The sequence below is a fragment of the Hydrogenophaga sp. H7 genome (assembly GCF_002025745.1).
Lineage (GTDB): Bacteria > Pseudomonadota > Gammaproteobacteria > Burkholderiales > Burkholderiaceae_C > Hydrogenophaga > Hydrogenophaga pseudoflava.
Genome location: NZ_MCIC01000001.1, coordinates 1 through 12,099, shown reverse-complemented (window position 1 = coordinate 12,099; position 12,099 = coordinate 1). Strand labels below are relative to the sequence as shown.

The 12,099-nt window shown below is 64.1% G+C and carries 20 protein-coding genes; 4 read left to right on the top strand and 16 right to left on the bottom strand.

Going from position 1 to position 12,099, the window contains the following annotated elements; all coding sequences use genetic code 11:
• Positions 1–8 precede the first annotated feature (8 nt).
• Both BC358_RS00100 and BC358_RS00095 read right to left on the bottom strand, forming a co-directional pair.
• Positions 9–1,268: an MFS transporter gene (locus BC358_RS00100; protein ID WP_079364211.1), complete on the bottom strand. Its 1,260-nt coding sequence runs from the start codon at positions 1,266–1,268 to the stop codon at positions 9–11.
• Complete coding sequence (locus BC358_RS00095) at positions 1,265–1,801, bottom strand: hypothetical protein (RefSeq protein WP_127806510.1); 537 nt, start codon at positions 1,799–1,801, stop codon at positions 1,265–1,267. Before BC358_RS00095 ends, BC358_RS00100 begins: the two co-directional genes overlap by 4 nt.
• Before the next feature lie 173 nt (positions 1,802–1,974).
• Between BC358_RS00095 and BC358_RS00090 the strand changes: the two genes are divergently transcribed.
• Both BC358_RS00090 and BC358_RS00085 read left to right on the top strand, forming a co-directional pair.
• Positions 1,975–2,388 (top strand): thioredoxin fold domain-containing protein, encoded by a 414-nt coding sequence (locus tag BC358_RS00090; protein WP_066157673.1) that lies wholly within the window; start codon positions 1,975–1,977, stop codon positions 2,386–2,388.
• 78 nt (positions 2,389–2,466) lie between these two features.
• The gene (locus BC358_RS00085; protein ID WP_066157676.1) at positions 2,467–2,973 is read left to right on the top strand and encodes a TlpA disulfide reductase family protein; all 507 of its coding nucleotides are present in this window, start codon (positions 2,467–2,469) and stop codon (positions 2,971–2,973) included.
• Between the two features lie 91 nt (positions 2,974–3,064).
• Here the strand turns inward: BC358_RS00085 and BC358_RS00080 are convergent, their stop codons facing one another.
• Complete coding sequence (locus tag BC358_RS00080) at positions 3,065–3,517, bottom strand: cytochrome c (protein ID WP_066157677.1); 453 nt, start codon at positions 3,515–3,517, stop codon at positions 3,065–3,067.
• A gap of 152 nt (positions 3,518–3,669) precedes the next feature.
• Here BC358_RS00080 and BC358_RS00075 point away from each other — a divergent pair, with 152 nt between their 5' ends.
• Together BC358_RS00075 and BC358_RS00070 are read left to right on the top strand one after the other, a co-directional pair.
• Positions 3,670–4,344 (top strand): cytochrome b/b6 domain-containing protein, encoded by a 675-nt coding sequence (locus BC358_RS00075; RefSeq protein ID WP_079364210.1) that lies wholly within the window; start codon positions 3,670–3,672, stop codon positions 4,342–4,344.
• Positions 4,345–4,451: 107 nt separating this feature from the next.
• Complete coding sequence (locus BC358_RS00070) at positions 4,452–4,940, top strand: GNAT family N-acetyltransferase (RefSeq protein ID WP_255284221.1); 489 nt, start codon at positions 4,452–4,454, stop codon at positions 4,938–4,940.
• Between the two features lie 3 nt (positions 4,941–4,943).
• Here BC358_RS00070 and BC358_RS00065 read toward each other — a convergent pair whose 3' ends face one another.
• The 13 genes from BC358_RS00065 to tuf all read right to left on the bottom strand — a co-directional run bounded on the left by BC358_RS00065 (position 4,944) and on the right by tuf (position 12,098).
• Positions 4,944–5,450, bottom strand: a complete 507-nt coding sequence (locus tag BC358_RS00065; protein WP_066157683.1) for a peroxiredoxin — start codon at positions 5,448–5,450, stop codon at positions 4,944–4,946.
• Between the two features lie 104 nt (positions 5,451–5,554).
• Positions 5,555–5,824, bottom strand: coding sequence for a 30S ribosomal protein S17 (gene rpsQ, locus BC358_RS00060; RefSeq protein ID WP_066157687.1), 270 nt, complete (start codon positions 5,822–5,824; stop codon positions 5,555–5,557).
• An 11-nt stretch (positions 5,825–5,835) separates the two neighbouring features.
• The gene (gene rpmC / locus BC358_RS00055) at positions 5,836–6,036 is read right to left on the bottom strand and encodes a 50S ribosomal protein L29 (RefSeq protein WP_066157692.1); all 201 of its coding nucleotides are present in this window, start codon (positions 6,034–6,036) and stop codon (positions 5,836–5,838) included.
• Between the two features lie 15 nt (positions 6,037–6,051).
• Positions 6,052–6,468 (bottom strand): 50S ribosomal protein L16, encoded by a 417-nt coding sequence (gene rplP / locus BC358_RS00050; protein ID WP_066157696.1) that lies wholly within the window; start codon positions 6,466–6,468, stop codon positions 6,052–6,054.
• 2 nt (positions 6,469–6,470) lie between these two features.
• On the bottom strand, positions 6,471–7,331 hold the full coding sequence (gene rpsC / locus BC358_RS00045) for a 30S ribosomal protein S3 (protein ID WP_066157699.1): 861 nt from the start codon (positions 7,329–7,331) through the stop codon (positions 6,471–6,473).
• 16 nt (positions 7,332–7,347) lie between these two features.
• On the bottom strand, positions 7,348–7,683 hold the full coding sequence (rplV, locus tag BC358_RS00040; protein ID WP_066157701.1) for a 50S ribosomal protein L22: 336 nt from the start codon (positions 7,681–7,683) through the stop codon (positions 7,348–7,350).
• Positions 7,684–7,692: 9 nt separating this feature from the next.
• Positions 7,693–7,968: a 30S ribosomal protein S19 gene (gene rpsS / locus BC358_RS00035; protein WP_066157704.1), complete on the bottom strand. Its 276-nt coding sequence runs from the start codon at positions 7,966–7,968 to the stop codon at positions 7,693–7,695.
• Positions 7,969–7,980: 12 nt separating this feature from the next.
• Positions 7,981–8,805: a 50S ribosomal protein L2 gene (gene rplB / locus BC358_RS00030; RefSeq protein ID WP_066157707.1), complete on the bottom strand. Its 825-nt coding sequence runs from the start codon at positions 8,803–8,805 to the stop codon at positions 7,981–7,983.
• Positions 8,806–8,807: 2 nt separating this feature from the next.
• Positions 8,808–9,119 carry a 50S ribosomal protein L23 gene (rplW, locus tag BC358_RS00025; protein WP_079364209.1) on the bottom strand — a complete coding sequence of 104 codons (312 nt, stop codon included), beginning with the start codon at positions 9,117–9,119 and terminating at the stop codon, positions 8,808–8,810.
• Positions 9,116–9,736, bottom strand: a complete 621-nt coding sequence (rplD, locus tag BC358_RS00020; protein WP_066157712.1) for a 50S ribosomal protein L4 — start codon at positions 9,734–9,736, stop codon at positions 9,116–9,118. Before rplD ends, rplW begins: the two co-directional genes overlap by 4 nt.
• Positions 9,736–10,404: a 50S ribosomal protein L3 gene (rplC, locus tag BC358_RS00015; protein WP_066157714.1), complete on the bottom strand. Its 669-nt coding sequence runs from the start codon at positions 10,402–10,404 to the stop codon at positions 9,736–9,738. The genes rplD and rplC overlap by 1 nt, the downstream gene beginning before the upstream one ends.
• 170 nt (positions 10,405–10,574) lie before the next feature.
• A complete protein-coding gene (gene rpsJ / locus BC358_RS00010; RefSeq protein WP_066157716.1) occupies positions 10,575–10,889 on the bottom strand; it encodes a 30S ribosomal protein S10 in 315 nt (104 codons plus the stop codon).
• Between the two features lie 18 nt (positions 10,890–10,907).
• Positions 10,908–12,098: an elongation factor Tu gene (tuf, locus tag BC358_RS00005; RefSeq protein ID WP_079364208.1), complete on the bottom strand. Its 1,191-nt coding sequence runs from the start codon at positions 12,096–12,098 to the stop codon at positions 10,908–10,910.
• Between the last annotated feature and the right edge of the window lies 1 nt (position 12,099).

Genomic DNA, 12,099 nt, shown 5'->3' with positions numbered 1-12,099 from the left:
TTCGGAGTTTATCCCCCGGGGGCTGCGCGCTGGCGCCGGTATCCGAACAGGAAAACCCCATAGGCCGACACGCAGCACAGCCCGAACACCGCGATCGCGCCCCGAAAGCGCGCCACAATGTCCCAGCCCAGCAGCGCGAAGGCGTCCACCAGTCCGCCGATCGCCCACTGCACCAGGAACACGCCGGCAAAGATCACCAGGTTGTAGGCCGACAGCGCGCGCCCGGCCGCCGCCGCAGGCAGCGCCAGCGCCACGGCGGGCTGCGACAGAGAAACGAAGGTGCTGCCCACACAGAACGCTGCCCACAAGGGCCAGCCGGCACGGGGCCCGAGCACCACAATGGCCGCCAGCACCACGAAGCTCAGGGGGAGACCCCAGGCGATCAGCCGCTCGGCTGGGATGCCCCGCCGCGACAGATGGGGGTTGACCATGCCCCACAGCCAGAAGCTCAGCAGCATGCACAGGTTGATCCCGAACAGCCCGACGGCCGCGCGCTGCGGCGTGTAGCCGGCCACCTGCACCATCCAGGGACCCGCCCACAGGGTCTGCACCGCCACCATGCCGCCGTAGTTGATGAAGCCGATGGGCGCCATCTGCCGGAAGTACGGGTGGCGCCAGATCGCACCGTAGCCCGACGCTTCGGGCGCAGCCACCACGGATGAGGGCTCCTTGCGCCAGCGCGGCACCAGCGCCGCCAGCACCAGCATGGACAGCAGCACCAGCGCTGCCAGCGACCAGAACAGCCCACGCCATCCCAGCATCGGCATCAGCCACTGCACCGGCAGGGTGGACGCCACCATGCCCATGGACCCGGTCATCAGCATCCAGGAGTTGGCACGCAGTTGCGTGGCCGGCTGCAGCCAGCGGCGGTAGCCGGTGAGTGGCGCCATGAGGCAGGCGCTCACGCCCATGCCGGTGAGCACGCGGGCGGCCAGCAAACCTGAAAAGCTGGTGGCCATGGCAAAGGCCGCACAGCCCGCCACCGCCACCCCCAGGAAGGCCAGGATCACCTGCCGCGGGCCGAATCGGTCCAGCCACGAGCCCAGGGGCAGCTGGGTCAGGGCGAAGCCGAAGAAGTACCCACCGGCCAGCAACCCGAGGTCGCTCGCCTGCAGCGACAGTTCGGCACCGAGCACCGGCGACAGCGTGGCGGTGACCGCACGGATCAGCGCCGACAGGAAGTACGTCAGCGCGAAGGCCAGAAACACCGAAACCGCCACCAGTGGCGGCAAGAGGTGGTTACCCGACTCGGTCCCGGTGCTTCTCATGGCTGCGCGAGGCTCAGCCCGGCGAAAAAGGCTTCGCGAGCCCCTTCATCCAGCCGGGCGCCATAGACCGCGGCCTGGAACACCTGTGTGCCGCGGGCGAAATACGCGGCCTGCATGACCACCGGCTGCCCCTGGGGATCGGTGCCCCGGGCCTGCACGCCCTGTGCCTGCGGCGCGCCCTTGACCCCGACCGACCAGGCCAGACCTGGATCGTCCGGCGAAGCCGCAGGCACCCGGAGCGTCTGGAGGCTCGCCACACGCCAGGCCGCCAGCGCGGCGGGCACCTGGTCGGCCCTGCCCACGTCGGCCCAGGCCAGGGCGAACCGCATGCCACCGGTCTCGCAGGCCTGCATGTGCAGTTCCACCGGCGTCCCCAGCATCGGCACCGGCCGGCTCGCACTCTCCGGCTTGCAGGGCATCAGCGCACGCAAGGGCGTGCCAGCGACCGGCCACTCACGCCAGTTGAACGTGGGACTGCAGGCCCCAAGGGCCAGCAGCGCCGCCAGGCCAGCGGCGCGCAAAGGGTGCAACAAAGGAGTCTCCGGAAGGCGCGGCAGAGTGATGCCACCATGGAGGGCTCAAGGCCCTGGGAAAGCCCCGGATGGTATCTGCATCCGCAAACGGCCCGGTGCATCCGACACGGTTGGAGGAATGCCGCAATCGCGGTATCTTCCGAGGCGCGCCAACATACTCCCCTGAGTTTTCCATGAACACCCCCGGCCATTCATCCGCCCTCCCCACCCCGACTTCGCTGCGAGGCAGCGCCCTGGCGGCGGTGGCGCGTGGCGAACCGCTGGTCGTGATGACCACCCTCGCCGGCTGTCCGTACTGCGACCTGGTGCGCAACCACCACCTGCTGCCCATGCTGAGGCAGGGGCAGTTGCATGCCGTCCAGCTCGACGTCCGCGACCGCACCAGCAACCTGCAGGGATTCGACGGCTCGATGACCACGCCCGCCGAACAGGCCAAGGCCTGGAAAGCCCGTTTCGCGCCCACCGTGCTGTTCCTGGGCGCCAAGGGAGAAGACCTGGCGGAGCGGCTGGTCGGCGTGGCGGTTCCGGATTTTTACGGGGAGTACCTCGATGCCCGCCTGCAGCAGGCTCGCGCCCGTTTGCGCTGAAACGGTTGCGGGATCGGAATGAACTCCGGGACAATTGGACGATCAGACCTCGGCCAATCCGAAATTCCCCCTGCGCCCATGATCTCCACTTTGTTCTCCCGCCGCCGCTCGCTCGCCGCCCTTCTGGTTGCCGGTGCGCTTGGCCTGTCCGGCTGCGCCTCCGGTGACGAGGCGCCTGCCTCCAGTTTCGTGCTGCTGGACGGCAGCACCACCACCACCGCGGACCTAAAGGGCAAGGTGACCCTGGTCAACTTCTGGGCCACCACCTGCGTCACCTGTGTCAAGGAGATGCCCTCGCTGGTCAGCACCCACCAGAAATACAAGGACAAAGGGTACGAAACCATCGCCGTCGCCATGAGCTACGACCAGCCGGCCTGGGTGGCCAACTACGCCCAGTCGCGCCAGCTACCGTTCAAGGTGGCGCTGGACAACACCGGCGAACTCGCCAAGAACTGGGGCGACGTGAAGCTGACCCCGACCACCTACCTGGTCGACAAGCAGGGGCGCATCGTCAAGCGCTTCGTCGGCGAACCCGACTTTGCCGCGCTGCACAACCTGATCGAGGACCTGCTCGCCAAGAGCTGACCAAGCGAGACCCGAGCCATCAACGAAATGGGCGGACACCTTCACGGGTGCCCGCCCATTTCTGTTATTGAGGTGCCAATGAAGTGCTCGCTCACTCCTTGCGGAATGCGTCGTGGCACGCCTTGCAAGTCTTGGCAGATTCGCCGAACGCTTTCTTCAGGTTGTCCAGATTGCCCGTCTTGGCAGCCGCATTGAGCTGGGCGACCGACGCCATCATGTCTTCCGACGCCTTCTTGAACTTGGCCCCGTCGGTCCAAATTTCCGGCTTGGCTCGGGTTTCCCCCTTCTCGGAGCCGGCCACGAACCCGGCCCAGGGCAGCTTGCTCATGGTCTCCACAATCGCCGCGTTCTCTGCCGCCACCTTGGCGTCGAACGGTGCCTTGTCGCTGGCCATGGCACCGAGGCGTCCGAAGTGAGCGGCCATCACCGTGAGCGCTGCCTTGCGGTACTTGACGGCGTCTTCCGGCTTCTGGAACTGGGCCATCGCAGGCACCGACAGTGTGGACACCACGGCGGCCAGCGTGAGTGAAGCAAGCAATTTCATGAGGACTCCTGCGCAGGGTTGACTTGATGGATGAAGGTGCAGCCGCTGGGGCTACCCGAGCCGGGAGCTTCCCGCACGGGGAAAAGTTCCGCAGGAACCTGTCAGGGTTTATCTTCTCTACCTGTTCCTCGCGTCAACACTTGGCCCTCACCATGCACACCATCCGCGTCTGGGATCTGCCAACCCGTCTGTTCCACTGGGCGCTGGCCCTCTGCGTCATCGGTCTGGTCATCACCGCCAATGTGGGAGGCAACTGGATGACCTGGCACGGGCGCCTGGGCTACGTGGTTCTGAGCCTGCTGCTGTTTCGCATCGCCTGGGGTTTTGTCGGCGGACACTGGTCCCGGTTCAGCAGCTTCCTCTACAGCCCTGCAAACGTGTTGGCCTACCTCCGGGGCAACGACCGGCCGGAGCACCGCGTCGGTCACACCCCCCTGGGCATGTTATCGGTGTTCGCATTGATCGCGGTGCTGCTGCTGCAGGTGAGCACCGGCCTGGTCGCCGACGACGAAATTGCGTTCACCGGCCCGTTGGTCAGCCTGGTGTCTGGCGACACGGTGACCCAGGCCACCCGGTATCACAAGTCCATCGGCAAGCTCCTGCTCATCGCGCTGGTCGCGCTGCACGTGCTGGCCATCCTGTTCTACAAATGGGTCAAAAAGGACAACCTGGTACGACCGATGGTGCTGGGCGACAAGCAAGTCGAGGCACCGCTGCCCAGCGCACCGGACAGCACGGCATCGCGGCTGCTCGCGTTGGTGATCTGGGCGGTCTGTGGCGCTGCGGTGTACTGGCTTGTCGGCCTAGGTCAGACCAGCTGGGGATGAGACCCCGCGTGGCCGACGCCCGTCACTGTCGTATAGTGCCCGCTCGCCTGCACCGCTCGATCCTGCCGCCGATGTCCGACCCCCGTCACACCTCCCAGCTGTCTCTCATGCACGCCCGCTCGGCCGTAGAACTGGCGGCGGTCCGCTCGCTGTTCCTGGACTACCAGGCAGGACTCGGCATCGATCTCTGTTTCCAGGGATTTGAAGAAGAACTGCGGACCTTGCCTGGCGACTATGCCGAACCGTCCGGTGGACTGTTCCTCGCACAGGTCGATGGCGCACCGGCCGGTTGCTGCGCCTTCAGGCCTCTGGCCAACAGCGACCATCTCAATGCGTGTGAGATGAAGCGCCTGTTCGTTCGTCCGGCTTTCCGCGGGCTTGGTCTGGGCCGGCAACTGGTGGATGCCGTGATTACTGCTGCCCAGCAAGCCGGCTACACGACCATGCTGCTGGACACCCTGACCGACATGGAGGCAGCACGCGCGCTCTACCAGGAAGTGGGCTTTGTCGAGACTGAGCCCTATTACCACAACCCCCTGGCGGGCGCGCACTACCTCAAGCTGGATCTGCGCACCCTGACCTTGGGCGGCGCCTGAACTTCAGCCGCGGGCCTGTGCCAGCAGCGTCGCTGCGTCGCTGACCTCAAACTTGCCCGGGCCTTCCACATTCAGTGTCTTGACGACGCCGTCCTTGACGAGCATCGAGTACCGGTTGCTGCGCAAGCCCATGCCCCGGGCGGTCAGATCCAGCGTCAGGCCGGTCGCCTTGGCGAAATCGGCGCTGCCGTCTGCAAGCATGCGCACCTTGGTGCCTGATTTCTGGTCGCGTGCCCACGCGCCCATCACGAAGGCATCGTTGACGCTCACGCACCAGATTTCGTCCACACCGGCCGCCTTCAGTGCGTCGTGCTGCTCCACGTAACCCGGCACATGTTTGGCCGAGCAGGTGGGCGTGAACGCGCCAGGCAGGGCGAACAGTGCAATGGTCTTGCCGGCGCTGGCAGTGGCCGTGTCCACCGGGTTAGGGCCGATGCTGCAGCCGTTGCCCTCGACTTCGCTGTATTCCATCAGCGTGACGGCCGGAATCTTGTCGCCTACCTGAATCATGGTGTGTTCTCCTCGTCTGTGGTGACCCGTGGGCCGGAAATGAAAAAAGCGACCGAGATTCTCGGTCGCTTTCCGGGCTTGCGCAGGAATCGGCGCAAACAGGCTTACACCACGGCGGCCTTTTGAACCAGGCGGGTAGCCACCCAGTTCTTGGTCTTGGACAGCGGGCGGCTTTCGGTGATCTCGATCACGTCGCCGAGCTTGTACTCACCCTTTTCGTCGTGGGCGTGGTACTTGCTCGACTTGGCGACGATCTTGTCGTAGAGCTCGTGCTTCACACGGCGCTCGACCAGAACCGTCACGGTCTTGGCGCGCTTGTCGCTGACCACCTTGCCGATCAGGGTGCGCTTGAGGGATGTTTTGGCTTCCGTCATTTCGTCACTCCTTACTTGGCGGCGGCGCGTTGCTTCTCGGCCAGGATGGTCTTGGCGCGAGCGATGGAACGGCGGGTGTCGCCCAGCGTGGCGGTGTTGTTGAGTTGTTGCGTGGCCTTCTGCATGCGCAGGCCGAAATGGGCCTTCTGCAGAGACTTCACTTCGGCTTCCAGGCCGGCCACATCCTTCTGGCGCAGTTCAGCAGCTTTCATCTATGTTCTCCTGAATCACTGACCCAGCATGCGCGCCACGAAGGTGGTGCGCAGGGGAAGTTTGGCGGCGGCCAGGGCAAAGGCTTCGCGAGCGAGTTGCTCGGGCACGCCCACGATTTCATACAGCACCTTGCCGGGCTGGATTTCGGCCACGTAGTACTCCACGGAACCCTTGCCGTTGCCCATACGGACTTCGGCAGGCTTCTGGGAGATCGGCTTGTCCGGGAACACGCGGATCCAGATCCGGCCGCCACGCTTGACGTGACGGGAAATCGCACGGCGTGCGGCTTCGATCTGGCGGGCCGTCAGGCGGCCGCGGTCGGTGGACTTCAGACCGAAATCACCGAAGGCCACGGTGGCGCCGCTGGTGGCGACGCCCGTGTTGCGGCCCTTCTGCTCTTTACGGTACTTGCGGCGAGCGGGTTGCAGCATGTTTATTCTCCTTTGCCGTCCGCAGGTGCCCCTGCGGGTGCGTCTTTGCGAACGCGCTTAACGGCGGGTTTGTCGGTGGCCTCGGCGGGCTTGTCGGAGCCATCGGTCGGGGCGGCGTTGCCACCACGGCGCACGGCGGCGCGGGCAGCCGGGCCGGCCGGGCGCTCACGGCGCGGACCGCGGGGACGGCGCTCCTCTTCCGGACGCGGGGTCTCCACCACAGGCGCGTCGTTGCGGCCCAGGGTGTCGCCCTTGTAGACCCAGACCTTGACGCCAATGACGCCGTAGGTGGTCTTGGCTTCCGAAGTGCCGTAATCGATGTCTGCGCGCAGGGTGTGCAGCGGCACACGGCCTTCGCGGTACCACTCGGTGCGGGCGATTTCAATGCCGTTCAGACGGCCGGCAGACATGATCTTGATGCCCAAGGCACCCAGACGCATAGCGTTCTGCATGGCGCGCTTCATGGCGCGGCGGAACATGATCCGCTTTTCGAGCTGCTGGGTGATCGAGTCGGCGATCAGCTTGGCATCGATTTCGGGCTTGCGCACCTCTTCGATGTTCACAGCGACCGGCACGCCCAGTTTGGCGGCCAGATCCTTCTTCAGCTTCTCGATGTCCTCACCCTTCTTGCCGATCACCACGCCCGGACGCGCCGAGTAGATGGTGATGCGGGCGTTCTTGGCGGGGCGCTCGATCACGACGCGCGAAACGGCGGCGTTCTTCAGCTTGCCCTTGAGGTACTCGCGGACCTTAATGTCTTCGGCCAGCATGCCGGCGAAGTCACGATTGGAGGCGTACCAGCGGCTGGCCCAGTTGCGGGAAACTGCAAGGCGGAAGCCGGTGGGGTTGATTTTCTGTCCCATATGTCCTCTAGCCTCTTCAGTTGCCAACCGTCACGTAGATGTGACACGTGGGTTTGCTGATGCGGTTGCCGCGGCCCTTGGCACGGGCAGCAAAACGCTTGAGCGTGGTGCCTTGCTCGACGTAGATCGACTTGACGAACAGTTCGTCGATGTCGGCGCCGTCGTTGTGCTCGGCATTGGCGATGGCGGAGTCAAGGGCTTTCTTGACGATGCCAGCGGCCTTCTTCTGCGTGAACGACAGGATGTTCAGGGCCTGATCGACCTTCTTGCCACGAATCAGGTCGGCCACGAGACGGCCTTTGTCCACCGACAGGCGCACGCCGCGAACGACGGAGCGGGTTTCTGTACTCATGGTTGGTCCTTACTTCTTGGCTTTCTTGTCGGCCGGATGGCCTTTGAACGTGCGCGTCAGCGAAAACTCGCCGAGCTTGTGTCCCACCATCTGGTCGGTGATGTACACGGGCACGTGCTGCTTGCCGTTGTGCACGGCGATCGTCAGACCGATGAACTCGGGCAGGATCATGGAGCGGCGCGACCAGGTCTTGACCGGCTTCTTGTCCTTGGTGGACACAGCCTTCTCGACCTTGGCCATCAGGTGGTGGTCAACGAAGGGACCTTTTTTGAGAGAACGAGTCATTTCGTCAACCCCTTACTTCTTGCGACGCGACACGATCATGTTCTGCGTGCGGCGGTTGTTGCGGGTGCGGTAACCCTTGGTCAGGTTGCCCCACGGATCCACCGGTGCACGACCTTCGCCGGTCTTGCCTTCACCACCACCGTGCGGGTGGTCGATCGGGTTCATGGCGGTACCACGCACGGTCGGGCGGATGCCCATGTGGCGCTTGATACCGGCCTTGCCGATTTGGCGCAGGCTGTGTTCCGTGTTGGAGACTTCACCGATGGTGGCGCGGCAATCCACGTGGATCTTGCGCACTTCGCCCGAACGCATGCGAACCTGGGCGTAGATGCCTTCGCGGGCCAGCAGCACGGCGGAAGCACCGGCGGAACGGGCGATCTGGGCACCTTTGCCGACTTGCAGCTCGATGCAGTGGATCGTCGAACCGACCGGAATGTTGCGGATCGGCAGGGTGTTGCCCACGCGGATCGGCGACTCGGAACCGGACAGCAGCGTGGCACCGACTTCAACGCCACGCGGGGCGATGATGTAGCGGCGCTCGCCATCGGCGTAGCACAGCAGCGCGATGTGCGCCGTGCGGTTCGGGTCGTATTCGATGCGCTCGACCTTGGCCGGGATGTTGTCCTTGTTGCGACGGAAGTCGACCACGCGGTAGTGGTGCTTGGCACCACCGCCCTTGTGGCGAACCGTGATGTGGCCGTTGTTGTTGCGGCCGGACTTCTGGTGCTGGGGCTCCAGCAGCGGCGCGAAACCCGAACCCTTGTGCAGGTTCTCGCGCGTGACCTTCACCATGCCGCGACGGCCTGGCGAAGTCGGTTTCATCTTGATCACTGCCATGATTAGGCCTCCCCACCGAAGTTGAGTTCCTGACCCTCGGCCAGCGTGACATAGGCCTTGCGCACATGGTCACGGCGACCCACGGTCTTGCCGAAGCGCTTGGTCTTGCCCTTCTGGTTGAGCACGGACACGCCCTTGACCTGGACCTTGAACATCAGTTCAACGGCGGCCTTGATTTCGGGCTTGGTGGCGTCCTGCAGCACCTTGAACAGCACCGCATTGGACTGCTCGGCGGCTTGAGTGGCCTTTTCCGACACGATCGGTGCCACGAGCACCTGCATCAGACGACCTTCGTCGTATTTTTTGACGCTCATGCGAACATCTCCTTGAGCTGGTCGATGGCACCCTTGGTGACGATGACCTTCTTGTAGTGCACCAGCGACACCGGGTCGGCGTAACGCGGCTCGACCACGAGCACGTTGGCCAGGTTGCGCGAAGCCAGGTACAGGTTCTCGTCGACTTCTTCGGCGATGACCAGCACGTTGCTCAGGTTCATGGCCTTGAACTTGGCGGCGAGCTGCTTGGTCTTGGGCGAGTCCACCTTGATGGAGTCGACCACGGCCAGGCGGCCTTCACGCACCAGCTGCGAGAAGATGGAGGCCATACCGGCGCGGTACATCTTCTTGTTGAGCTTCTGGGTGAAGTTTTCGTCCGGGCTGTTCGGGAAGATGCGACCGCCCCCGCGCCACAGCGGCGAGGAAGTCATACCGGCACGGGCGTTGCCGGTGCCCTTCTGCTTGAACGGCTTCTTGGTCGAGTGCTTGACCTGCTCACGGTCCTTCTGGGCACGCGTACCTTGACGGGCGTTGGCCTGATACGCCACCACGAGCTGGTGAATCAGGGACTCGTTGTAATCACGGCCAAAGACGGTCTCGGGCACGTCCAGCTTGGACGCAGCCTGACCTTGGTCGTTCAGGAGTTCAACTTGCATCAGTTAGCTCCCTTCTTGGCCTTGACGGCGGGACGAACGGTCAGGAAACCGCCGTTGGCGCCAGGCACGGCACCGCGGATCATCAGCAGCTGACGGGCTTCGTCGACGCGGAAGATGTCCAGGTTCTGGATGGTCTTGGTCTGATCGCCCATGTGACCGGTCATCTTTTTGCCCGGGAACACGCGACCCGGATCCTGGGCCATGGAGATCGAGCCCGGCACGTTGTGCGAACGGCTGTTGCCGTGCGACGCGCGCTGCGAGCTGAAGTTGTGGCGCTTGATGGTGCCGGCGTAGCCCTTACCGATCGAAGTGCCCTGCACGTCGACCTTCTGGCCGGCGGCAAAGATGGCGTTGGCGGCCACGGTAGCGCCTGGCTGGTACTGGGCAGCCACATCGGCGGCAACGCGGAATTCCTGGATGATCTCACCCGCTTCGACACCAGCCTTGGCCAGGTGGCCCGCGATGGGCTTGGTAACGCGGGAGGCGCGACGCTGGCCAAAGGTGACCTGCAGCGCGTCGTAGCCATCGTTGGCTTGGGTTTTGACTTGCGTCACACGGTTGTTCGACACATCGACCACCGTGACAGGCACTGCGTCCCCGTCATCGGTGAACAGACGCATCATGCCCACCTTGCGACCCAACAACCCGAGGGAGTTGCTAAGACTCATTGTTTTCTCCGTTCCCGACTGCAATTGGCCGGGGCTGATGGTGCGCAGCCCACCGGTCGCATGACCGAAAGACGAACGCGGTTAAGGGCCAGAAGCCCGAAAAGCCCGCCAGTATAACCAGCGGGCTTTGTTTGTGCAAGCCCGACCATCGCCAGACCTGCGCGCAGCGTTTACTGCAGCTTGATTTCGACGTCCACGCCGGCCGGAAGGTCCAGCTTCATCAGGGCGTCTACCGTTTTGTCGGTCGGGTCGACGATGTCCATCAGACGCTGGTGGGTACGGATTTCCAGCTGGTCGCGCGAGGTCTTGTTGACGTGCGGCGAACGCAGGATGTCGAAGCGCTTCATGCGGGTCGGCAGGGGCACGGGACCCTTGACGATCGCGCCGGTGCGCTTGGCGGTGTCGACGATTTCGGCGGCCGAGGTGTCGATCAGCTTGTAATCAAACGCCTTCAGGCGGATGCGGATTTTTTGCTTGGTAGACATGCGGTTCTCCGGATCCGGTTAAGCAATGATCTTGGCCACGACGCCGGCGCCGACGGTACGACCGCCTTCACGGATGGCAAAGCGCAGACCTTCTTCCATGGCGATCGGGGCGATCAGCTTGACGGTGATCGACACGTTGTCGCCAGGCATCACCATTTCCTTGCCCTCAGGCAGCTCGATGGCACCGGTCACGTCCGTCGTGCGGAAGTAGAACTGCGGGCGGTAGTTGTTGAAGAACGGCGTGTGACGGCCACCTTCGTCCTTGGACAGCACGTACACCTCGCCGGTGAAGTGCGTGTGCGGCTTGATGGAGCCGGGCTTGCACAGCACCTGGCCGCGCTGCACTTCTTCGCGCTTGGTGCCGCGCAGCAGGATACCGACGTTGTCGCCAGCCTGACCCTGGTCCAGCAGCTTGCGGAACATCTCCACGCCGGTGCAGGTGGTCTTCTGGGTGGCGGCGATACCGACGATTTCGATTTCTTCGCCGACCTTGATGATGCCGCGCTCGATACGACCGGTCACCACGGTGCCGCGACCAGAGATGGAGAACACGTCTTCCACAGGCATCAGGAAGGCACCATCCACAGCACGCTCAGGCGTGGGGATGTAGCTGTCCAGCGCGTCGGCCAGGCGCATGATGGCCTGCTCGCCCAGATCGCCCTTGTCGCCTTCCAGCGCCAGTTTGGCCGAACCCTTGACAATGGGGGTGTCGTCGCCGGGGAAGTCGTACTTGGAGAGCAGCTCGCGCACTTCCATTTCAACCAGCTCCAGCAGCTCGGCATCGTCCACCATGTCGCACTTGTTCAGGAACACGATGATGTAGGGAACACCCACCTGGCGGGCCAGCAGGATGTGTTCGCGGGTCTGGGGCATCGGGCCGTCGGCGGCCGAGCACACCAGGATGGCGCCGTCCATCTGGGCAGCACCGGTGATCATGTTCTTGACGTAGTCGGCGTGACCGGGGCAGTCCACGTGGGCGTAGTGGCGGTTGGCCGTCTCGTATTCCACGTGTGCGGTGTTGATGGTGATGCCACGAGCCTTCTCTTCAGGAGCCGCGTCGATCTGGTCGTAGGCCTTGGCGGCGCCACCGAACTTGGCAGCCAGCACCGTGGTGATGGCAGCCGTCAGCGTCGTCTTGCCGTGGTCCACGTGACCAATCGTGCCCACGTTCACGTGCGGCTTGGTCCGCTCAAATTTCTCTTTTGCCATT